Source organism: Streptomyces sp. NPDC054834 (genome assembly GCF_053611185.1).
Window position 1 is genome coordinate 1 of sequence record NZ_JBSGZV010000080.1, and the last position, 20,817, is coordinate 20,817.

The 20,817-nt window shown below is 70.3% G+C and carries 19 protein-coding genes; 2 read left to right on the forward strand and 17 right to left on the reverse strand.

The window, feature by feature from the left end; translation table 11 throughout:
* Nucleotides 1–3,161, forward strand: a 3,161-nt coding sequence (locus tag ACWGJM_RS46975) for a beta strand repeat-containing protein (RefSeq protein ID WP_453417928.1), incomplete at its 5' end; no start/stop codon positions are given.
* Nucleotides 3,162–3,367: 206 nt separating this feature from the next.
* Here ACWGJM_RS46975 and ACWGJM_RS46980 read toward each other — a convergent pair.
* The gene (locus tag ACWGJM_RS46980; protein ID WP_453417929.1) at nt 3,368–4,036 is read right to left on the reverse strand and encodes a hypothetical protein; all 669 of its coding nucleotides are present in this window, start codon (nt 4,034–4,036) and stop codon (nt 3,368–3,370) included.
* 252 nt (nt 4,037–4,288) lie between these two features.
* Between ACWGJM_RS46980 and gcl the strand changes: the two genes are divergently transcribed.
* Nucleotides 4,289–6,073: a glyoxylate carboligase gene (gcl, locus tag ACWGJM_RS46985; RefSeq protein WP_453417930.1), complete on the forward strand. Its 1,785-nt coding sequence runs from the start codon at nt 4,289–4,291 to the stop codon at nt 6,071–6,073.
* Nucleotides 6,074–6,143: 70 nt separating this feature from the next.
* Here gcl and ACWGJM_RS46990 read toward each other — a convergent pair whose 3' ends face one another.
* From ACWGJM_RS46990 to ACWGJM_RS47065, 16 genes are all read right to left on the reverse strand, one after another.
* On the reverse strand, nt 6,144–6,845 hold the full coding sequence (locus ACWGJM_RS46990) for a TIGR04222 domain-containing membrane protein (RefSeq protein ID WP_453417931.1): 702 nt from the start codon (nt 6,843–6,845) through the stop codon (nt 6,144–6,146).
* A 158-nt stretch (nt 6,846–7,003) separates the two neighbouring features.
* Nucleotides 7,004–7,240: a hypothetical protein gene (locus ACWGJM_RS46995; protein ID WP_453417932.1), complete on the reverse strand. Its 237-nt coding sequence runs from the start codon at nt 7,238–7,240 to the stop codon at nt 7,004–7,006.
* A 59-nt stretch (nt 7,241–7,299) separates the two neighbouring features.
* A complete protein-coding gene (locus ACWGJM_RS47000) occupies nt 7,300–7,824 on the reverse strand; it encodes a GNAT family N-acetyltransferase (RefSeq protein WP_453417933.1) in 525 nt (174 codons plus the stop codon).
* Between the two features lie 179 nt (nt 7,825–8,003).
* A complete protein-coding gene (locus tag ACWGJM_RS47005; RefSeq protein ID WP_453417934.1) occupies nt 8,004–8,918 on the reverse strand; it encodes a 2-hydroxy-3-oxopropionate reductase in 915 nt (304 codons plus the stop codon).
* 26 nt (nt 8,919–8,944) lie between these two features.
* Entirely contained in the window at nt 8,945–9,766 is an 822-nt protein-coding gene (locus ACWGJM_RS47010) for a TIM barrel protein (RefSeq protein ID WP_453417935.1), read from the reverse strand.
* A 164-nt stretch (nt 9,767–9,930) separates the two neighbouring features.
* Nucleotides 9,931–10,668: a hypothetical protein gene (locus tag ACWGJM_RS47015; RefSeq protein ID WP_453417936.1), complete on the reverse strand. Its 738-nt coding sequence runs from the start codon at nt 10,666–10,668 to the stop codon at nt 9,931–9,933.
* Between the two features lie 27 nt (nt 10,669–10,695).
* Nucleotides 10,696–11,187: a hypothetical protein gene (locus tag ACWGJM_RS47020; protein ID WP_453417937.1), complete on the reverse strand. Its 492-nt coding sequence runs from the start codon at nt 11,185–11,187 to the stop codon at nt 10,696–10,698.
* Nucleotides 11,184–12,461: an MCE family protein gene (locus ACWGJM_RS47025; protein ID WP_453417938.1), complete on the reverse strand. Its 1,278-nt coding sequence runs from the start codon at nt 12,459–12,461 to the stop codon at nt 11,184–11,186. Before ACWGJM_RS47025 ends, ACWGJM_RS47020 begins: the two co-directional genes overlap by 4 nt.
* On the reverse strand, nt 12,458–13,738 hold the full coding sequence (locus ACWGJM_RS47030) for an MCE family protein (RefSeq protein WP_453417939.1): 1,281 nt from the start codon (nt 13,736–13,738) through the stop codon (nt 12,458–12,460). The genes ACWGJM_RS47025 and ACWGJM_RS47030 overlap by 4 nt, the downstream gene beginning before the upstream one ends.
* Nucleotides 13,735–14,859, reverse strand: a complete 1,125-nt coding sequence (locus ACWGJM_RS47035; protein ID WP_453417940.1) for an MCE family protein — start codon at nt 14,857–14,859, stop codon at nt 13,735–13,737. Before ACWGJM_RS47035 ends, ACWGJM_RS47030 begins: the two co-directional genes overlap by 4 nt.
* Nucleotides 14,856–16,007 carry an MCE family protein gene (locus tag ACWGJM_RS47040; RefSeq protein ID WP_453417941.1) on the reverse strand — a complete coding sequence of 384 codons (1,152 nt, stop codon included), beginning with the start codon at nt 16,005–16,007 and terminating at the stop codon, nt 14,856–14,858. The genes ACWGJM_RS47035 and ACWGJM_RS47040 overlap by 4 nt, the downstream gene beginning before the upstream one ends.
* Nucleotides 16,004–17,041 carry an MCE family protein gene (locus ACWGJM_RS47045; protein WP_453417942.1) on the reverse strand — a complete coding sequence of 346 codons (1,038 nt, stop codon included), beginning with the start codon at nt 17,039–17,041 and terminating at the stop codon, nt 16,004–16,006. Before ACWGJM_RS47045 ends, ACWGJM_RS47040 begins: the two co-directional genes overlap by 4 nt.
* Nucleotides 17,038–18,282, reverse strand: a complete 1,245-nt coding sequence (locus tag ACWGJM_RS47050) for an MCE family protein (protein WP_453417943.1) — start codon at nt 18,280–18,282, stop codon at nt 17,038–17,040. Before ACWGJM_RS47050 ends, ACWGJM_RS47045 begins: the two co-directional genes overlap by 4 nt.
* Nucleotides 18,283–18,287: 5 nt before the next feature.
* Nucleotides 18,288–19,091, reverse strand: coding sequence for an MlaE family ABC transporter permease (locus tag ACWGJM_RS47055; protein WP_361439508.1), 804 nt, complete (start codon nt 19,089–19,091; stop codon nt 18,288–18,290).
* Between the two features lie 3 nt (nt 19,092–19,094).
* Nucleotides 19,095–19,865: an MlaE family ABC transporter permease gene (locus ACWGJM_RS47060; RefSeq protein ID WP_453417944.1), complete on the reverse strand. Its 771-nt coding sequence runs from the start codon at nt 19,863–19,865 to the stop codon at nt 19,095–19,097.
* A complete protein-coding gene (locus tag ACWGJM_RS47065) occupies nt 19,862–20,809 on the reverse strand; it encodes an ABC transporter ATP-binding protein (RefSeq protein WP_453417945.1) in 948 nt (315 codons plus the stop codon). The genes ACWGJM_RS47060 and ACWGJM_RS47065 overlap by 4 nt, the downstream gene beginning before the upstream one ends.
* Nucleotides 20,810–20,817 lie beyond the last annotated feature (8 nt).

Below are 20,817 nucleotides of genomic sequence, written 5' to 3' on the forward strand. Positions count from 1 at the left end.
CGTCGGGGTCGGTCACGTTCGACTTCGGTGACGGCAGTCCGGTCCAGACGGTGGCCCTGGCGGGTGGTACGGCGACGGTCAACCACGCCTACACGACCACGACGGGCAGTCCGTTCCCCGTCACTGCCTCCTATGGCGGGGACGGCAACTTCACCTCCTCGACTGGCTCCGACACGCAGACGGTGAATCAGGCGTCGTCGACCACGGTGGTGGTGTCTTCGCCCGATCCGTCGGTGGTGGGTCAGCCGGTGACCTTCACGGCGACGGTGGCGCCGGTGGCGCCAGGTGCGGGCACGCCGTCGGGGTCGGTCACGTTCGACTTCGGTGACGGCAGTCCGGTCCAGACGGTGGCCCTGGCGGGTGGTACGGCGACGGTCAACCACGCCTACACGTCCACGACGGGCAGTCCGTTCCCCGTCACTGCCTCCTATGGCGGGGACGGCAACTTCACCTCCTCGACTGGCTCTGACACGCAGACGGTGAATCAGGCGTCGTCGACCACGGTGGTGGTGTCTTCGCCCGATCCGTCGGTGGTGGGGCAGTCGGTGATGTTCACCGCGACCGTCGCTGCCGTGGCGCCGGGTGCGGGCACGCCGTCGGGGTCGGTCACGTTCGACTTCGGTGACGGCAGCCCGGTTCAGACGGTGGCCCTGGCGGGTGGTACGGCGACGGTCAACCACGCCTACACGTCCACGACCGGGAGTCCGTTCCCCGTCACTGCCTCCTACGGTGGGGATGGTGACTTCAGCGGTTCGACTGGCTCTGACACGCAGACGGTGAATCAGGCGTTGTCGACCACGGTGGTGGTGTCTTCGCCGGATCCGTCGGTGGTGGGGCAGTCGGTGATGTTCACCGCGACCGTCGCTGCCGTGGCGCCGGGTGCGGGCACGCCGTCGGGGTCGGTCACGTTCGACTTCGGTGACGGCAGCCCGGTTCAGACGGTGGCCCTGGTGGGTGGTACGGCGACGGTCAACCACGCCTACACGTCCACGACAGGGAGTCCGTTCCCCGTCACCGCCTCCTACGGCGGGGATGGTGACTTCAGCGGTTCGACTGGCTCTGACACGCAGACGGTGAATCAGGCGTCGTCGACCACGGTGGTGGTGTCTTCGCCGGATCCGTCGGTGGTGGGGCAGTCGGTGACGTTTACCGCGACCGTCGCTGCCGTGGCGCCGGGTGCGGGCACGCCGTCGGGGACGGTCACGTTCGACTTCGGTGACGGCAGTCCGGTCCAGACGGTGGCCCTGGTGGGTGGTACGGCGACGGTCAACCACGCCTACACGACCACGACGGGCAGTCCGTTCTCCGTCACTGCCTCCTATGGCGGGGACGGCAACTTCACCTCCTCGACTGGCTCTGACACGCAGACGGTGAATCAGGCGTCGTCGACCACGGTGGTGGTGTCTTCGCCCGATCCGTCGGTGGTGGGTCAGCCGGTGACCTTCACGGCGACGGTGGCGCCGGTGGCGCCAGGTGCGGGCACGCCGTCGGGGTCGGTCACGTTCGACTTCGGTGACGGCAGTCCGGTCCAGACGGTGGCCCTGGCGGGTGGTACGGCGACGGTCAACCACGCCTACACGTCCACGACCGGGAGTCCGTTCCCCGTCACTGCCTCCTATGGCGGGGATGGTGACTTCAGCGGTTCGACGGGTTCCGACACGCAGACGGTGAATCAGGCGTCGACGACCACGGTGGTGGTGTCTTCGCCGGATCCGTCGGTGGTGGGGCAGTCGGTGATGTTCACCGCGACCATCGCTGCCGTGGCGCCGGGTGCGGGCACGCCGTCGGGGTCGCTCACATTCGACTTCGGCGACGGCAGCCCGGTCCAGACGGTGACCCTGGCGGGTGACACTGCGACGGTGATTCACGCCTACACGACCACGACCGGGAGTCCATTCCCCGTCACCGTCTCCTACGGCGGGGACGGCAACTTCACCTCCTCGACTGGCTCTGACACGCAGACGGTGAATCAGGCGTCGACCACTACGGTGGTGGTGTCTTCGCCCGATCCGTCGGTGGTGGGTCAGCCGGTGACCTTCACCGCGACGGTGGCGCCGGTGGCTCCAGGTGCGGGCACGCCGTCGGGGTCGGTGGTCTTCGACTTCGGTGACGGGAACCTCTCGGCTCCGGTGGCCTTGGTCGGTGGTGTCGCCACCACCACGCACGCCTACGCGACGACCTCAGGGTCTCCGTTCACCGTCACTGCGACGTACGGTGGTGACGGCGACTTCACCGGGTCCACGGGCGCCGGCGGCCACACCGTCAACGCGGCGGCGACCACCACGGCTCTGACGGATGCGCCGGATCCGTCGGTGGTGGGTCAGTCGGTGACCTTCACGGTGACGGTGGCGGCGGTGGCGCCGGGTGCGGGCACGCCGTCGGGGACGGTGATCTTCGCCTTCGGTGACGGGAACCTCTCGACTCTGACCTTGGCCGGTGGTGTCGCCACCACCACGCACGCCTACGCGACGACCTCAGGGTCTCCGTTCACCGTCACTGCGACGTACCTTGGTGACGGCGACTTCACCGGGTCCATGGGTGCGGGCGGCCACACCGTCAACGCGGCGGCGACCACCACCAGCGTGTTCGACGACCTGCCCGACCCCTCCGTGGTGGGTCAGCCGGTGACCTTCGTCGCCCACGTCACTCCGGTGGCGCCGGGTGCGGGGACTCCGTCGGGGGCGGTGGTCTTCGACTTCGGTGACGGGAACCTCTCGGCTCCGGTGGCCTTGGCCGGTGGTGTGGCCACCACCACGCACGCCTACGCGACGACATCGGGATCTCCGTTCACGGTCACTGTTGCGTACGGTGGTGACGGCGACTTCACCGGGTCCATGGGTGCGGGCGGCCACACCGTCAACGCGGCGGCGACCACCCTGGCTCTGACGGATGCGCCGGATCCGTCGGCCCCGGGCGAGGCGGTGACGGTGACCGCGACGGTGACCGCGGACGCCCCGGGTGCGGGGACGCCGACGGGAACGGTCGCGTTCGACTTCGGCGACGGGTCGCTGATCGTCACTCAAACCCTCGTCGGAGGAACGTTGACGACCACCCACACGTACGCGGACGCGCAGGGGAGCCCGTACACCATCTCTGCGGCCTACAGCGGGGATGGCGACTTCGCCGGGGACGCCGCGACGGACACGCACGTGGTCGTCTAGCAGCCCAGCAGCCGTCCTGATCCTCGCTGGGGAGTGACGCTCGGCCGGGAGCACGGGGCGAGCGTCACTCCGAGGAACCAGGTGATCGGCGGCGGGCGTGACAAGAGAGGCCCTCGGGCCGGTGAGCGAGATGTCTCGGATCTCGGCTCGCCGGCCCGGGGCTTCGCCGTGTCGGGCACGGAGTGACCGGGGCGGCGTGTGCTTGGTCAGGCCCTCGTGGCGTGCAGTTCGTCGGCGGCGCCGTTGACCGGCCGTGGAACGCCCGTGAGGTCGAGGAGGAACAGGGGGATGCCGAGGGCGTCCGCGCGTGCGTGGGCGTCCCCTGCGTACCCGGCGAGGGAGAAGTAGACGCAGTCCACAGAATCCGTCATGGCGGTCAGCCACAGACACTCCACGTCCCGCAACGATGCCGGGCGCGCCGCCGGATCCACCTGAGCGAGCAGTCCCCGCGCGGCAAGCCCCACCCCGGAAGGCGGCCGCTGGTCGGCACGGCGTATCCCGGCATAGCCGAGCCGCCGCAGATACAGCACAGCGGCGGTGACGGCATCACGCGCGGTACGGATGGCAAGGGGCTCGGTGGCGGGGCGCACGGTGAGACCGTCGGAGCCCCCTTCCGCCACCGCCACCGGTATGTGCAGCAGGGTTCCGCACGGGCAGCCCAACTCGGGGCGCGGCCACTGCGTCGGGCGTCGGCAGGAGCCGCAGCGGACGGTGATCCAGTCCTCGTCCCAGACGCGGTGGATGACGACGGTGGGTGCGGACTGGCGGTCCAGCGCCGGGGCGACCCGTGCGCCGCACACGCAGGGATGGGCCGGCGCGGTGTAGACGTGCTCGCGCCGACAGGCCGGGCAGCGCACCGGCACGCTTTCGGGCATGGCCCACTCCAAGGCGTCGCGTCGAGGCCGGAACCCCATCGTGCTCCACGCGCCGTCCGTCTGTCCGTCGCTTGGGACACCGGCCGTCCCCTGATTGCCGTCTCTTGACGCCCTTCCCGCACCCACCTACATTTTCTTCCGAGATATAGAAAAATTATTCCGCTATACGGAATTCAGCTCGCCGCGGGGCGCGACGGGAGTGCGAATCCGGCAGTCGAAGACAGTCGAAGTCAGCCGAAGCAGGAGTACTCGATGGCTCGTATGACCGCTGCCCGCGCGGCAGTTGAGATCCTCAAGCGCGAAGGCGTCACCGACGCGTTCGGTGTGCCGGGCGCGGCGATCAACCCCTTCTACGCGGCTCTCAAGGCCTCCGGCGGTATCGCCCACACCCTCGCCCGGCACGTCGAGGGCGCCTCGCACATGGCCGAGGGCTACACCCGCACCCGCCCCGGCAACATCGGCGTCTGCGTCGGCACCTCCGGCCCGGCCGGCACCGACATGATCACCGGCCTGTACTCGGCCATCGGCGACTCGATCCCGATCCTCTGCATCACGGGCCAGGCGCCTACGAAGGTGATCCACAAGGAGGACTTCCAGGCCGTCGACATCGCCTCCATCGCGAAGCCGGTGACCAAGATGGCCGTCACCGTGCTGGAGGCCGCCCAGGTTCCCGGCGTCTTCCAGCAGGCCTTCCACCTGATGCGCTCCGGCCGCCCCGGCCCGGTGCTGATCGACCTGCCGAGCGACGTCCAGCTCACCGAGATCGAGTTCGACCCGGAGACGTACGAGCCGCTCCCGGTCTACAAGCCGGCCGCCACCCGCGCCCAGATCGAGAAGGCGATCGCCCTCCTCAACGCCGCCGAGCGGCCACTGATCGTGGCGGGCGGCGGGGTCATCAATGCGGACGCCTCCCAACTCCTGATCGAATTTGCCGAGTTGACCGGAGTCCCGGTGATTCCGACGCTGATGGGCTGGGGAGTCATCCCGGACGACCACGAGCTGAACGCCGGCATGGTCGGCCTCCAGACCTCGCACCGCTACGGCAACGCGACCTTCCTGGAGTCCGACTTCGTCCTGGGTATCGGCAACCGCTGGGCCAACCGCCACACCGGCCGGCTGGACGTCTACACGGCCGGCCGGACCTTCGTCCACGTCGACGTCGAGCCCACCCAGATCGGCAGGATCTTCGCACCCGACTACGGCATCACCTCCGACGCGAAGGCGGCACTGGAACTCTTCGTGGAGGCGGCCCGCGAGCTCAAGGCTCGGGACGCCCTGCCCGACCGTTCCCACTGGGCCGCCGCCGCGCAGGAGAAGAAGGCCACACTCCAGCGCCGTACGCACTTCGACGACATACCGATCAAGCCGCAGCGGGTCTACGAGGAGATGAACAAGGTCTTCGGCCCCGAGACGCGGTACGTCTCCACCATCGGCCTCTCGCAGATAGCCGGCGCCCAGATGCTGCACGTCTTCCGGCCGCGGCACTGGATTAACTGCGGCCAGGCGGGCCCGCTGGGCTGGACCGTCCCGGCCGCGCTCGGCGTGGCCACGGCCGATCCCGAGGGGCAGGTCGTCGCCCTGTCCGGCGACTACGACTTCCAGTTCCTGATCGAGGAGCTGGCGGTCGGCGCGCAGCACAAGATCCCCTACATCCACGTCCTGGTCAACAACTCCTATCTGGGCCTCATCCGCCAGGCACAGCGGGCGTTCGACATCGACTTCCAGGTCAAGCTGGAGTTCGAGAACGTCAACTCACCCGAGCTGGGCGTCTACGGCGTCGACCATGTCAAGGTCGCCGAGGGCCTGGGCTGCAAGGCGATCCGCGTCACCGACCCGGCCGGACTGGGCGCGGCCTTCGAGCAGGCCAAGAAGCTCGCCGCCGAGTTCCGGGTGCCGGTCGTGATCGAGGTCATCCTCGAACGCGTCACCGACATCTCGATGTCCGGCACCAACGACATAGGCGACGTGGTCGAGTTCGAGGAACCGGCGACCGAGCCCGGCCACGCGCCGACGGCGATCCGGCCGCTGAAGGTCTGAGACGAAGGTCAGCACCCCCGCAGCACGAACGCCGCTCAGTACTCCGGCCCCGGCCTTCGGCTCGCCCGGGTCAGTCCAGGCCGCCGCCCCCGCCACCACACCCGAAGTCGTGCCCGTGTCCGTACCCGTGCCCGTGCCCGTGTCCGTACCCGTGTCCGTACCCATGTCCGTCGCGAGCGTCGCCCACGCCCTCTCCGGTCAGTCCCTCGTCGCCGACGATGCCGCGGATGCCGCTGCCCCGGCCGAAGGGGAAGAGGCCCTCGTCCGCGAGCGCGCCGCGGCCGGTGAGCCCGGCCTCGCGGGCGAAACGCGGCAGCAGAGCGCTCAGGGCCCGCTCCCCGTACAGCGCGACGGCGATCAGCACCTCGTCCTCCGCCATGCCGTCGGCGCCTTCGGGGAGCGGATGGCGCTCGCGCAGCGCCGCCAGGTGAGCGCGGGCGGCCCGAGTGCGGCCCGGCGGCAGCGAACGCAGCAGCCCGGCCGCCGTCAGTTCGGCACGCATTCTGGCGAGGGCCTGCCGCACCACCGCCCGGCTGGGCAACTCGCGTGGTCCGGCCGGCCGGTAGAGGCCGGTGCGTACCGCCCTCTCCAAGGGATGGCGGAAGGCCGCGCCGTTCCCCGTCCCGGTCCTGCGCAGGGTGCCCGGCCGGCCTGCGTCGACGGCGCCGCGCAGATGCAGTCCGAGCACGGCGACGGTCACGGCGGCGCGGTCGCCGCCCCGCAGCAGGGCGATCGCGCACGGGTCCGGCGAAATCGGCGTCGTACGGTCCATGAGGCACCCCCGCGCGCGGCCCGCCGCCCCCGTGCCGGCGGGCCGCGCGTACCGGTAATGTGCCCGGCGGCCGGGGCGGTTGAAGCCTCCTCCGCCGTGTTCAGAGGTTCATTTGAGGTTGCGTGGGCGGCATACGGCCGCCGGCCTGGGCGTCGCCGCTACAGCTCGTGCTCGGACAGCCCCGGCCAGTCGTCCGGTCCGCCACCCTGCCAGTCGATGAGGTCGCTCTCCTCGACCTCGATCCGGTCCAGGTCGGCCAGCCGCAGGATCTCGACCACGTCGTCCAGATGGGAGGCGATCCCCAGGGTCACATCACCCTCGGTGACCCGCCGGGAGCCGTCCAGGGCAGGGGAGTGCACCACGATGTGCGGATGCCGTGTCGGTGGATGTGTCATGCCTTCAGGCTGCTGCGGGCGGCACCGATCCGCACCCCGGGGGACCGGCGGCGCGGGCGTCAGCGCAGTTCGTCCTCCAGCAGGCCCATCGTGAACATGTCGTACCACTGGCCGTCGCGCCGGAATTCCTGCCGCAGCCTGCCCTCGTCGACGAAGCCGACCTTCTGGTAGACGCGGTGGGCCGCGTGGTTCTCGGTGACGACGGTCAGCCTGATCTTGTGCAGCCGCATCTTCTGGAAGCCGTAGCGGCAGATCGTCCGCATCGTGTCCGTGGCGTAGCCGCGCCCCCAGTAGTCCTTCTCACCGAGATAGAGGTCGAGCTCGGCGCACCCGGTCTCCGGTTCGGCGTCACGCAGCCGGACCATGCCGATGAGTTTCCCGTCGGCGGGCACCTCGACCCCGAAGAGCACCTGGCCGTACCCGTTGGGCGGCCGCTCCTCCATCCGTTTCCTGACCTGGGCCAGTGACGAGGGATAGCCGTCGCTCATCCAGCGCATCACGTCGGGGTCGTTGTGCCACCGCCACATCGCCTCCGCGTCCGACGGTTCCAGCGGCCGCAGTCTCACCAGTTCTCCGAGCACCATGCGGGCCAGCCAACACGCCTGGGCCGTGCGAGCTCAACCGGATAAGCGATGAGGACCGCGGCGCACTCCGCCGCGGTCCTCGGTTCCGGGCCGTGGCGCCGCCTGGGCGCGACAGGACAGATGTCGGCGGCGCCACGGGCCGGAAGTCCCGGGGGAAATGTGTCGGAGAAGGGGGACGCTCAGACCCGCGCGCCCGACAGGCGCTCCACGGCCCGCAGCAGGGCCGAGTGGTCCAGGCCGCCGTCGCCCTGCGCGCGCAGGGAGGCCACCAGCTGGGCGACCACGGCACCGACGGGCAGGGCCGCGCCGACGGCGCGGGCGGCGTCCGTGACGATGCCCATGTCCTTGTGGTGCAGGTCGATGCGGAAGCCCGGCTGGAAGTCGCGCCGCAGGAAGCTGTCCTTCTTGCGGGTCAGCACGGTAGAGCCGGCGAGGCCGCCGTTCAGCACGTCCAGCGCGGCCTCGAGGTCCACGCCCGACTTCTCCAGGAAGACCACGGCCTCGGCGCACGCCTGGATGTTCACGGCGACGATCAGCTGGTTGGCGGCCTTCACGGTCTGGCCGGAGCCGTGCGGGCCGCACAGCACGATGGTCCTGCCCAGCGCGTCGAAGACCGGCTTCGCGGTGTCGAAGTCGGTCTGCTCGCCGCCGACCATGATGGACAGCACGGCCTCGATCGCGCCGGCCTCACCACCGGAGACGGGCGCGTCCAGCACGCGGATGCGCTTCTTTCCGGCGGCCCTCGCGAGGTCGACCGAGGTCTGCGGGGTGATCGAGGACATGTCGATCAGCAGGGCGCCGGACCTGGCGTTCTCCAGGATGCCGTCCGGGCCGTAGGCGATCGCCTCGACCTGCGGGGAGGCGGGCACCATCGTGATGATCACGTCGGCGTCCCGGACGGCCTCGGCGATCGAACCGGCCGCGGTGCCGCCGGCGGCGGCCAGGCGGTCCAGCTTCTCCTGTTCGAGGGTGAAGCCGGTGACGTCGTATCCGGCCTTGATCAGGTTCTCGGACATGGGGGAGCCCATGACGCCGAGGCCTATCCAGGCGATCGCGGGGCGGGTCGGGTGGGAGGAAGCGGCGAGGACGCTCATGGCGTGGTGCCTTTCGGTAAGGAGGGTCAGCGGGACAGCCAGTCGAAGGCCTCGGTGCTCGGGCGGTCACCCGGCTTGTACTCGAGGCCGACCCAGCCGTCGTAGCCCGCCTTCTTCAGCTGATCGAGGAGGTCTTCGAGGGGCAGCGAGCCCGTTCCGGGTGCACCGCGCCCGGGGTTGTCGGCGATCTGCACATGACCGGTCCTCGCCGCGTGACTCTCGATCGCCGACGGCAGGTCCTCGCCGTTCATGGACAGGTGGTAGAGGTCCATGAGGAACTTCGCGTTGCCGAGACCGGTCGCCGCGTCGACCTTGTCGGCGATGCCGATGGCCGCCGGGGCGGACACCAGCGGGTACAGCGGCGACTCCGGCCTGTTGAGCGTCTCGATCAGCAGGATCGCGCCGATGCGGTCGGCGGCCCGGGCGGCGAGGACCAGGTTCTCCAGGGCCAGCGCGTCCTGCTGTGCCGGGTCCACGCCCTCGACGCGGTTGCCGTACAGCGCGTTGAGCGCCTTGCAGCCCAGGGACCCGGCGAAGTCGGCGGCCACGTCGATGTTGGCGCGGAACCTCGCTGACTCCTCGCCGGGGACGGACAGGGCGCCGCGGTCGGGTCCGGGCAGTTCTCCGGCGTAGAAGTTGAGGCCCGTCAGCCGCACGCCCGCGTCCTCGACCGCCTGCTTCAGGGCGTCGAGTTCGGCTCGTTCGGGGGTGGGGGAGTCGGCCCAGGGCCACCACAGCTCGACCGCGGCGAAGCCGGCCGCGGCGGCGGCCGCGGGGCGCTCCAGGAGCGGGAGTTCCGTGAAGAGGATCGACAGGTTGACGGTGAAACGCTGCTCTGCGAATCCCATGGGGCCGGCGCTCCCTTTCGTGGTGACACTGGTTCGCATATCTCGTATCGTGGAAGTTGGTTTCTGCTCAATGGAAGACTGCCTTTGGTCGGGGAGCGCTGTCAAGAGCGCACGCACAGCAAAACCCCCGCGCGTAAGGCGCGGGGGCATGGCGAAGATGCTGATCAGAGTGCGTCGACGGCGCTCACCTTCCAGCCCTCGGAGGTGCGGGTCATCGTCATCCGCACCCGGTTAAGATCCAGGCGGGAACCCGAGACCTGAGTGCTCTGTGTGACCTGGTTGACGAAGAGCAGCACCACGGCCCGGTCCGGTGCGGCCGACACGACGGAGGCCGCGGGGACGCCACCGCTCGCGGGTTCGGCGACCGTCGCCTTCACCACCCCGTGGTACTTCCTGGCCGTCGGCCCGACCACACTCGCCGTGGTCTTGCGGTACTCGTCACGGAAGTGCCCGGTCAGACGCTCCCGGGCCCGGGCGAAATCCCGGTCCAGATGCCGGTAGTCGTACGACAGCACGACCGGCGCGGCCTCCCGTGCGGCCGAGAGCGCCGCGCCGCGCGCGGCCTCCGCACGCCGCCCCTCCCGGTACTGCCACCCGAGCAAAGATGCCGCGACCAGGCCCACGACGAGGAGGGCGCCGAGCACCGCGCCGAGCAGCCACCGTCGGGACGGAGGTGGTGGTGTCTCGTCCTCGGGGCACTCCGGCGACGGCTCGGGCGGGTCGTCCCAGCCGTCCGGGTTCTCGATCACCAGGGTCCGCCCCGAGAGCGGTTCCGCCGCGGAGCGCTGCCCCTCGGGCTGTTTCCGGTGCTCCACCCGCTTGGCCGCCGCGCGGGCGGCCGCGGTCATCGTCCGGCGGGCGGGAACGCCCGCGCCGCGGCTGCGGGCGGTCGGGTTCGCCATGGTCGTACTCCTCACTGGTGGTGCCTGTCAGCCCACGAACTCGACGTCGGACGTCAGCCAGCGCCCGCCCCGCTGCACCAGGTCGAGTTGCAGCCGATAGGTGCGGGCCTGCCCCTTGGGCGCGGCGGTGTTGGTCACCTTGCTGTCGGCGACCACCAGAACGCGTGCCGAGCGGGTGTCCGACCGGATGATGCCGGCGTCCAGGACCTGGCCCTGGGACACGGACCTGTTCTCGGCGACGAGCCTGGTCAACTGCGCCGTCTGCGCGGTGAACTGCTTCTTGAAGTCGCCGGTGGCGCCCTTGAGGACGTTCGCGCTGTCCCGGGCGTAGTGCCGGTAGTCGAGCGAGGTGAAGTTCAGCGCCGACTGGCGGGCCGCGGCCAGGACGTCCTGGCGCCGCTGTGCCGTCTCGTGCTGCTGGTCCAGGCGCAGGCCCAGCCAGACCGTCAGCGCGGTCGTGAGCAGGGTCGCCAGGGCGAGTCCCACCGGCACCGCTCTGCCCGACAGGGCCCTGCTCATTCCATCGGTCCAACGAGCAGCCATTGCCACGACTCCTTTCCGAACACCGTCTGCTGGCCGCCCGCCGAGCCGATCTCGACGGGCCTTCCGTCCGGGCCGGTCGCGGTGCCGGTCTCCGGGTCGTACGGCGTGACGTACGCCGTCTGGTTCGCACTGCCGGACGCGACCCCCGCGCCGGGGGCGTTCTGTGCTCCCCGCACCGACGTCCTGCCACCGCGCGGGGCCGTGCAGCCGGCGTCGGTGTTCGCCTCGCGCGTGCTCGTGTCGGAGGGATCCCGCCGGCTCGTGCCGTATCCCTGGGTGCACGGCGGCGGGTCGTCGGCGTTCACCACCAGCCCGAAGTGGGTGGTGCCGTCGCCCGGTACGACCGTGTAGCTGCCCGACACCAGCGCCGGGAAGGTGACGAGGGCCTGCTCCACGCCGGGGAGACGGGCCAGCGTGACCTGGCCGCCGCTGATCAGGTTGGCCAGCAGGACCGACAGCCTGGGCCCGGTCGACCTCAGCAGCGAGTCGACCTGCTGCGCGGCCGGCGTGGCGTTGCCGATCAGCTTGCGCAGGTCGCCGTCGCTCGACTTCAACTGCGCGGTGAGCAAGGAAAGATCGTGTGCGAACGACTTGATCGACGAGCCCTGGTCGGCCTGCGTCTTCAGGACCTTCCGCGAGTCCTCGATCAGCGAGACCGTCTCCGGCAGCGACTCGGACGCCGACTCGACGAGCGCGTCGCCCGAGTCCACCAGCCGGCTCAGGTCCGGCCCGGTGCCGGAGAACGCCTTGCCCAACTCGTCGACGGTGACCCGCAGATCGTCCTTGCCGACCGAGTTCACCAGCCGGTCCAGGCTGAGTACGAGGTCCGTGGCGGGCAGGGGCACGCGGGTGCTGCCGCGCGGGATGGTGCTGCCGCCGAGGAGGTACGGGCCCTGGGACGTACGCGGCTGGAGGTCGACGTACTGCTCGCCCACCGCCGAACGGTCCGCCACCACGGCAAGGGTGTCCGCGGGGATGCGCGGCGCCCCGTCGTCGATGTCGAGGGCGACCGAGACGCCGCCGGCGCCGGTCAGCCGCAGCGCGCCGACGCGGCCGACCGGTACCCCGCGGTAGGTGACCTCGGCGCCGGGGAAGATGCCCCCGGAGTCGGCGAAGTCGGCCCGCACCGTGTAGCCGCGGTCCAGGACGTCGTCCACCAGGCCGGTGTACTCGGCGCCGACGTACGACACCCCGACGGCGGTGAGGGTGGCGAAGGCGAGCAACTGCGCCTTGACCGTACGGGTGATCACGGCTGAACCCCCTTCAGCATCAGTTCGGCCAGCGCGAGGTCGATCCCTTCGGGCACCTTCGCGCCGGTGGTGTAGGCGCTGGTGCACACCGGCGGGCACAGTGGCCCGCCGCCGCCCGAGGGGGCCGACGGCACGGAGGGTGACGACGGCAGGCTCGGTGCGCTCGGCAGCGCGGTCGGCGTCGGGACGCTCGGCAGGTCCGGGACGTGGGGGAGATCCGGCACGCCGGGGGCGCCTGGGGTCTTCGAACCTCCCTTGCTCTTCCCGGGGTTGCCGTCGCTCTCGTTGCCGTAGAGGTCGGCCAGGTCGAGGTCGGCGGTGATGTGGAGGTTGACGTAGTCGCCCTTGACGGCGTCCGCGGCGTTGCGTGGGAACGGGTAAGTGGTGAGCAGCTCGAGGGAGTTGGGCAGGTCGCCGCCCGCCTTGTTCAGCTGCCGCAGGATCGGCCGGAGCTGCTCGAGGTCGGCCACCGTGTCGTCGTGCGAGGCGGTGACCACCTTGGTGCCCGTCTTGCCGAGCTTCCCCAGGGCGGTGAGCATCTTCGTCAGATCGCGCCGCTGTCCGGCGAGGACCTTCAGCGCGGGCGGCATCGTGTCGACGGCCTCGGCGATGGTCTTCTTCTCCTTCCCGAGCCGCCCCGCGAGCCGGTCGACGGCCTGGATCGCGTGGATGATGTCCCTGCGCTGGTCGTCCAGGCCGCCGATGAAGGTGTTCAGCTCCTTCAGCAGGGACCGCACCCGGTTCTCCCGGCCGTCCAAGGCCTTGTTCAGCTCCACGGTGATCGTCTTGAGCTGGGCCACGCCACCACCGTTGAGCAGGGCGGACAGCGCGGACAGCACCTCCTCGACCTCCGGGTTGCGGCCGCTGCGGGACAGCGGGACGCGGTCGCCGTCGCGGAGCCGGCCCACCGCGGCGGTGCCGGCCGGGGCGGCGAGCGCCACGTACTTCTCGCCGAGCAGACTGGACTGCCGCAGCTCGGCGACCGCGTTGGCGGGCAGCTTCACCGAGTCGGCGACCCGCAGCGTTACGCGCGCGTGCCAGCCGTCCAGCTGCACCTTCTCGACCGCGCCCACGGTGACGTCGTCGACCTTCACCGCTGACTGCGGCACCAGGTCGAGGACGTCGCGGAACTCGACGGTGACGTGGTACGCGTGGCCGTCCGCGGCGGCGCCGCCGGGCAGCGGGATGTCGTACCAGCCGTTGAACCCGCAGCCGGACAGCAGCAGCGAACCGATCGCCGCCCAGGCGATCGCTCCGCCCTTGCGTCGCAGGTTCATGCGCTCGCCCCCAGGATGCCGCCGAGCGTCCGGTCGGTCGTGCCCGTCACCGCGGGGGACTTGGGCAGCTCGGGCAGGGAGTCGAAGAGTTCCTTCAGCTCCTTGCAGTCGGGGTTCTTGCCGCCCTCGTCGCCGGTGGTCTTCAGCACGGAGCACAGCAGCGACGCCGGGTCCTGCGCCTGCTGGGCGTTGTTGCGGGTGTCGAGGGTGCCGGAGGAGGGGTTGTAGGCGTTGTTCAGGTTCGACAGGCCCGTGGGTGCGACCCGCAACAGCTGGTCCAGCGCGGCCCGTTGGGTGACGAGCACCCTCGTCACCTTGCTGAGGCCCTGCACATCCGAGGTCAGCGACTTCTTGTTCTTCTTTACGAAGGCGGCCACGTCACCGAGGGCCGTCCCCAGGTTGGTGAGCGTCGCCGCGAGGTCCTTGCGCTCGCCCGCGAGCTGCTTCGCGACGCCGGCGAGGTTGGTGTCGAAGGACCGCACGCTCTTGTCGTCGGCGGCGAGCGCCGCCGTGAACACCTGGAGGTTGCGCACCGTGCCGAACAGGTCGGTGCGGCCGTCGGAAAGGGTGGTGACCGCCAGCGAGAGGTCATGGACCGTCCGGTTGAGGTTCTCGCCCTGCCCGTGGAGATTGTCGGCGCTCACCCCGAGCAGCCGCGACAGGGCGCCGTCCTTGTTGGCGCCCTGGGGACCGAGCGCGTCGGCGGTCGTGTGCAGGCTGTCGAAGACGCGGTCGAGTTCGACGGGTACGGCGGTGCGCGACTCGGGGATGACGGCTCCGTCGCGCAGCACCGGGCCCTTCCGGTACACCGGCAGCAGCTGCACGTAACGGTCGCTGACCACCGAGGAGTTGATGATGGCGGCCTTGGCGTCCGCGGGGACCCTGCGCCCCGCGTCGTACCGGAGTTCCACCCGGACCCGGCTGCCTTCGGGCGTGATCTTCTCGACCTCGCCGATCCGCACGCCGAGGACGCGGACGTCCGAGCCGGGGTAGATGCCGACGGTGCGCGGGAAGTACGCGGTGACACGCACCGGCTCGGGGCGCGGCCACAGCACGTAGCCGAGGGCGGCGACCAGGGCCAGCGCGGTGAGCAGGGCCAGGCGTCCGTGCACACTCCTCATCGCGCACCTCCCGTCCGGGGCGCCACTGGAGCGGCGACGAGATTCTGGACGTAGGAGTCGAACCAGCGGCCGTTGCCGAGGGTGTTGGTGAAGACCCGCACATAGGGGGCGAGCAGCTTGACGCTGCGGTCCAGACTGGCCTGGTTGCGTTCGAGCATCTGCACCACGTGGTTCAGGCCCCCCAACGCGGGCCCGATCTCCTTGTCGTTGTCCTCGACCAGTCCGGAGAGCTCGATGCCGAGCGCGGCGGAGGTCTTCAGCAGGTTGTGGATCGCCTTGCGCCGCTTGCTGATCTCCTGGAACAGCTTGTCGCCGTCGTCGACCAGTGCGGTGAAGTCCGCCGAGCGGTCGGCCAGTACGCCCGTGGTGCCCTTCGCGTGGCGGAGCAGTTCGCTCAGCGCCTTGTCCCGCGAGGCCACCGTCCGGGAGATCCGCGACAGGCCCTTGATGGACGCCCGCACCTCGGTGGGCGAGTCCTGGAAGGTGGTGGAGATCGTGTCCAGGGCCTTCGCCAGCCGGCCGGTGTCGACCTTCTCCGAGGTGGTGGTCAGGTCGCTGAACGCCTGCACGACGTCGTACGCCGAGACCGTACGCCCCAGCGGGATCTCGCTGCCGGGCTTCAACTGCCCCGGTCCCTTGGGTGACAGCGCGAGGTACTTGGCGCCGAGGATCGTCTTGACCCGGATCGACGCGCCGGTCTGCGTGCCGAACCGTGGATCACCCTTGACCTTGAAGGTGACCTTGACGTGGTCGCCGTCCAGGTCGACGTCCTCGACCTTGCCGACCTTCACCCCGGCGATCCGCACCTCGTCCCCGGGCCTGAGGCCGCCCGCCTCCGAGAAGGCCGCGCTGTACGTCCTGCCGCCGCCGATGAACGGCAGGCTGTCGGCGTTGAACGCGGCCACGGTCAGCAACGCGAGGACGGTGAGGCCGACGGCACCGATCACCACGGGGTTGCGGTCGCGGAACGGCACCGGGCGGGGACGCCGGATCCGCGGAAGTCTGATCCGGGGCGGCTCGATGCGCACCTTCACCAGCGGCTGTGGTTTCCGGGGGCGGCCCGTCCTGCGAGGCAGCCGTGGCCTCGGCAGCCTCGGCGGGTCGATACGCACCCTGAACAGTGGTTCCGGGCGGTTCCTGCGGGTCATGCGCCGCACCTCGCCCTCGCCACGTGCAGATCGGGGGTGAGTACCTGCTTCGTCTTCGGCAGCACGATCCGGCCGTCGAAGTCGCAGAGGTAGAAGTTGAACCACGAGCCGTAGGACGCGGCCCCCGTCAGTGCGTTGAGCTTGTTCGGCAGCCGCTTCAGCACGCCCTCCACGGTCTTCTCGTTGTCGTTCAGCGTTCCGGTCAGACCGGTCAGCCCGGCGATGTCGTCCTTCAGCGGCGGCCGCGCGTCCTTCAGCAGCCCGGAGGTGGCATCCGTCAGGTCGCCGATGCCCACCAGCGACCGACCGATGGGCTTGCGGTCGGCGGACAGCCCCGAGACCACCCGGCGCAGCTCCTTGAGCAGCTGGGAGAAGCGGGTGCCACGCGTGTCCAGCGTCTTCAGCACCGTGTTGAGGTTGTCGATCACCGAGCCGATCAGCTTGTCGCGGTCGGCCAGTGTCGTGGTGAGCGAGGCGGTGTGCACCAGAAGGCTGTTGACGGTGCCGCCCTCGCCCTGAAGCGTCTTGATGATCTCGGTGGCCAGCTGGTTGACGTCCCCGGGGCTGAGCGCGGCGAACAGCGGTTTGAAGCCGTTCAGCAGCGCGTTGAGGTCCAGGGCGGGCTGGGTGCGCTTCAGCGGGATGGTGGCGCCGGGCTTCAGCCGGGTGCCGTCGCCCGCGCCCTCGGTCAGGGCGACGTACCGCTGCCCGACCAGGTTCCGGTAGCGGATGACCGCGTGCGTGCTGGTGAGCAGCGGCCGGTCCGCGCCGACGCTGAAGGTGATCTCCGCCAGCGTCCGGTCCTTGATCCGGATGCCCTCGACCTCGCCGACCCGCACCCCGGCCACCCGGATGTCGTCGCCCTTCTCCAGGCCGGTGACGTCGCTGAACACCGCGCGGTAGGTGTGCTCGGGGGTGAGGGAGAAGCTGGCGATGGTCGCGGCGAGCAGCGCCGTCGCCAGGATCGTCACCAGCGCGAAGAGGCTGAACTTGATCAGCGGGGCGGCGGTCTGCCGGGCTCCTCGGGTCCTCATGCGACGCTCACCGCCGTTCCGCGTGCCATCGGCCCGAACAACAGCGTCGCGACCGGCGGCACCTCATCGGCGGGCACACCCAGCACGGGCGACACGAGCGAGCCGACGGCATGCTGCTCGGCCCGGGTGGCGGAGACGCCGGGCGGAGCGGACGAACCCGGGCTCCTCGAACCGTCGTCGAGATGGACACCCGGCGCGGGCACGGAAGGATGCGGCAGATCGCGGCAGTCCGGCCCCGACCGGTCGGCGTAGCGGGGCTCCTCGCCGGGCCGGTACGCCCCCTGCGGGCGCACCACCTCCAGCGTGATGTGCATTGTGCCGCCGCGGAACGCCTGCTCGGAGGCCTGCTCCTCGTGGACCAGGCCGGCGAGGAGGCAGGGATACTCGGGCGAGTAGCGGGCGAAGAGCTCCAGCGTGGGGCGGGAGACCCGGCCCAGGGTGATCAGCCGGTCGCCGTTCGCGTCGAGGAAGTCCTGCGCGGTGGCGGCCGCGCCGGCCGTCGTGGTGAGCGCGGACGCGATGCGGCCTTGCTGCTCGACCAGGGTGCGGCTGGTGGTGACGGTGTTGCGCAGGATCGCCATCAGGTCCGGTGCCGCGTCGCCGTAGATCTCGGCGACGGCGGCCAGGCGCGCGAAGTCCTCGGTGAGCGACGGCAGATGAGGATTGAGGCGGTGCAGATAGGCCTCCACGCGCGTGAGGTTGTCGCCGATACGGTCGCCGCGCCCCTCGAGGGCGGTGGCGAAGGCGGAGAGCGTGGCGTTGAGCTTGCCGGGCTGCACGGTCCGCAGCAGCGGCAGCAGGTCGTTCATCAGCCGCTGCAACTCGATGCCGACGCGGGTGCGGTCCTGGGTGATGACGTCACCGGCACGGATGGGAGGAACGGTCGAGGAATCAGCGTGCGCGGGAGGGACCAGGTCGACGTACTTCTCGCCGAACAGCGTCTTGGGCAGCAGGCGTGCGTGCACGTCGGAGGGGATGTCGGCGACGTACTCCGGCTTGAGCGCGATGTCGAGCGTCGCCTTCCGCCCGTCGGCGTGCACCTCGCGCACCTCGCCGACCACCAGCCCGCGCAGCTTGACGTCGGCCATCGGGTCGAGCTGGTTGCCGAGGCTGTCGGCCTCCAGCTCGATCCGCACGGCCGGGGTGAACACCTGCCGGTAGACGGCGACCGACAGCGACAGCAGCAGGGCGAGCACGACGATGAACAGCACGCCGTACAACCGCAGTCTCAGCACTCTCATACGGCTCACCCCGCGATCCGCACGGTCGTGTTGGCGCCCCAGATCGCCAGCGACAGGAAGAAGTCCAGGACGTTGATCGCGACGATCGAGGTCCGCACGGCGCGCCCCACCGCGACGCCGACGCCGGCCGGGCCGCCGCTCGCGTAGTAGCCGTAGTAGCAGTGGACCAAGATGATCAGGACGGCGAAGACCAGCACCTTCCCGAAGGACCACAGCACGTCGACCGGCGGCAGATACTGCTGGAAGTAGTGGTCGTAGGTGCCCGCCGACTGCCCGTAGTAGCCGGTGGTGATGGTGCGGGCGGCGAGGTACGAGGACAGCAGCCCGATCACGTACAGCGGGATCACGGCGACGAAGCCGGCGATCATCCGGGTGGTCACCAGGAACGGCAGCGAGGGCACGCCCATCACTTCCAGGGCGTCCGTCTCCTCGCTGATCCGCATCGCGCCGAGCTGGGCGGTGAACCCCGCCCCGACGGTCGCGGACAGCGCTAGTCCGGCCACCAGCGGGGCGATCTCCCGGGTGTTGAAGTACGCCGACAGGAACGCCACGAAGTTGGAGGTCCCGAGCTGGTTGAGCGCGGCGTACCCCTGAAGGCCCACCTCCGTGCCGGTGAAGAACGACAGGAAGGCGATCACACCGACCGTGCCGCCCACGACGGCGAGGGCGCCCCGGCCGAAGCTCACCTCGGCGAGCAGCCGCAGGACCTCCTTCTTGTAGCGCCGCACGGTGCGGCCGGTCCACGCGAGCGAGCGGCCGTAGAAGGAGAGCTGGCCGCCCAGCTCCTCCAGACCTTTCAACAGCGCCATGCCTCAGCCCTTCTGCGGAACGACCTGGAAGTACACCGCGGTCATCACGAAGTTCGTCACGAACAGCAACATGAAGGTGATCACCACCGACTGGTTCACGGCGTCGCCCACACCCTTCGGCCCACCCTTCGCGTTAAGCCCCTTGTACGAGGCGACGACGGCCGCGATCGCCCCGAACACCAGCGCCTTGATCTCCGCCGCCCACAGGTCGGAGAGCTGGGCGAGGGTGGTGAAGGACGCCAGGTAGGCGCCGGGCGTGCCGTGCTGGAGCACGACGTTGAAGAAGTAGCCGCCCGCCACGCCGACCACCGACACCAGGCCGTTGAGCAGCACCGCCACCACCATCGAGGCCAGCACGCGCGGCACGACCAGCCGGTGGATCGGGTCGATGCCCAGCACCTGCATCGCGTCGATCTCGTCACGGATCTTCCGCGCCCCCAGATCCGCGCAGATCGCCGTGCCGCCGGCGCCCGCGATCAGCAGCGCGGTGACGATCGGCGACGCCTCCCGCAGCACCGCCAGCACCGAGGCGGCCCCGGAGAAGGACTGGGCGCCGAGCTGCCGGGTCAGGCTGCCGATCTGGAGCGCGATCACCGCGCCGAACGGGATGGACACCAGGGCCGTGGGGAGGATGGTGACGCTCGCGACGAACCAGGCCTGCTGGATGAACTCCCTTGCCTGGAAGGGCCGTCGGGGCACCGTCCGCATGACGTCCAGGGCCATCGCGAACAGGTTCCCCGAGTGCCGCAGCGCTCCGCTCGGTGACAGTCTCATGTGCCGGCCACCGCCTTCCGGCGGCGCAGCTCGGCCTCGTGCCGTGCGATCGCCTCCCAGCGGGGCGGCCGGATGATGCCCGGTCCCGGCAGCAGGCGGGGAGTCAGAGCCTGGCTGCCGGGGGTCTGTGCGGTGTGCCCGTCGCCGAGCGCGGCCAGTTCCTGTTCGACCTGGGCCGCGTCCTTCTCCTCCGCCATGCCGATGGGGCCCTGCATCCGGCCGTTCAGGAACTGCCGGACCACCGGCTCGTCACTGGTCAGCAGCTCCTCACGCGGCCCGAACATGACCAGCTCGCGCCGGAACAGCAGGCCGATGTTGTCCGGCACCTGGCGGGCCGAGGCGATGTCGTGCGTGACGATCAGGAACGTCGCGTCGATCTGGGCGTTGAGGTCGACGATGAGCTGGTTGAGATAGGCGACGCGTACCGGGTCGAGGCCGGAGTCGGGTTCGTCGAACAGGATGATCTCGGGGTCCAGGACGAGGGCGCGGGCGAGACCGGCCCGCTTGCGCATCCCGCCGGAGATCTCGCCGGGCAGCTTCCCCTCGGAGCCGATCAACCCGACCATGTCCATCTTCTCCAGCACGATGCGCCGGATCTGGCTCTCGGACCTGCGGGTGTGCTCGCGCAGCGGGAAGGCGATGTTGTCGTACAGGTTCATCGAGCCGAACAGGGCGCCGTCCTGGAACAGCACGCCGAAGAGCTTGCGCACCTCGTACAGCTCGTGCTCGCGGAGCCTGGTGATGTCCCGCCCCGCGATCTTCACCGCGCCCCGGTCCGGCTTCAGCAGACCCACGAGCGTCTTGAGGAAGACCGATTTGCCCGTGCCCGAGGGGCCGAGCATGACCGAGACCTCCCCGGCGGGCAGCGTCAGCGAGACGTCCTGCCAGATGACCTGGTGACCGAAGGACTTGGTCAGCCCTTCCACACAGATCTCCACACCCATCCGGTACA

Bases quoted from the DNA above. Each gene is read 5' to 3' on its own strand.
- gcl (WP_453417930.1), top strand. From the start codon at position 4,289: ATGGCTCGTATGACCGCTGCCCGCGCGGCAGTTGAGATCCTCAAGCGC.
- ACWGJM_RS47020 (WP_453417937.1), bottom strand. From the start codon at position 11,187: ATGAGCAGGGCCCTGTCGGGCAGAGCGGTGCCGGTGGGACTCGCCCTG.
- ACWGJM_RS47040 (WP_453417941.1), bottom strand. From the start codon at position 16,007: ATGACCCGCAGGAACCGCCCGGAACCACTGTTCAGGGTGCGTATCGAC.
- ACWGJM_RS47030 (WP_453417939.1), bottom strand. From the start codon at position 13,738: ATGAACCTGCGACGCAAGGGCGGAGCGATCGCCTGGGCGGCGATCGGT.
- ACWGJM_RS46980 (WP_453417929.1), bottom strand. From the start codon at position 4,036: ATGCCCGAAAGCGTGCCGGTGCGCTGCCCGGCCTGTCGGCGCGAGCAC.
- ACWGJM_RS46995 (WP_453417932.1), bottom strand. From the start codon at position 7,240: ATGACACATCCACCGACACGGCATCCGCACATCGTGGTGCACTCCCCT.
- ACWGJM_RS46990 (WP_453417931.1), bottom strand. From the start codon at position 6,845: ATGGACCGTACGACGCCGATTTCGCCGGACCCGTGCGCGATCGCCCTG.
- ACWGJM_RS47045 (WP_453417942.1), bottom strand. From the start codon at position 17,041: ATGAGGACCCGAGGAGCCCGGCAGACCGCCGCCCCGCTGATCAAGTTC.
- ACWGJM_RS47000 (WP_453417933.1), bottom strand. From the start codon at position 7,824: ATGGTGCTCGGAGAACTGGTGAGACTGCGGCCGCTGGAACCGTCGGAC.
- ACWGJM_RS47060 (WP_453417944.1), bottom strand. From the start codon at position 19,865: ATGAGACTGTCACCGAGCGGAGCGCTGCGGCACTCGGGGAACCTGTTC.
- ACWGJM_RS47065 (WP_453417945.1), bottom strand. From the start codon at position 20,809: ATGGGTGTGGAGATCTGTGTGGAAGGGCTGACCAAGTCCTTCGGTCAC.
- ACWGJM_RS47015 (WP_453417936.1), bottom strand. From the start codon at position 10,668: ATGGCGAACCCGACCGCCCGCAGCCGCGGCGCGGGCGTTCCCGCCCGC.
- ACWGJM_RS47035 (WP_453417940.1), bottom strand. From the start codon at position 14,859: ATGAGGAGTGTGCACGGACGCCTGGCCCTGCTCACCGCGCTGGCCCTG.
- ACWGJM_RS47055 (WP_361439508.1), bottom strand. From the start codon at position 19,091: ATGGCGCTGTTGAAAGGTCTGGAGGAGCTGGGCGGCCAGCTCTCCTTC.
- ACWGJM_RS47005 (WP_453417934.1), bottom strand. From the start codon at position 8,918: ATGAGCGTCCTCGCCGCTTCCTCCCACCCGACCCGCCCCGCGATCGCC.
- ACWGJM_RS47050 (WP_453417943.1), bottom strand. From the start codon at position 18,282: ATGAGAGTGCTGAGACTGCGGTTGTACGGCGTGCTGTTCATCGTCGTG.
- ACWGJM_RS47010 (WP_453417935.1), bottom strand. From the start codon at position 9,766: ATGGGATTCGCAGAGCAGCGTTTCACCGTCAACCTGTCGATCCTCTTC.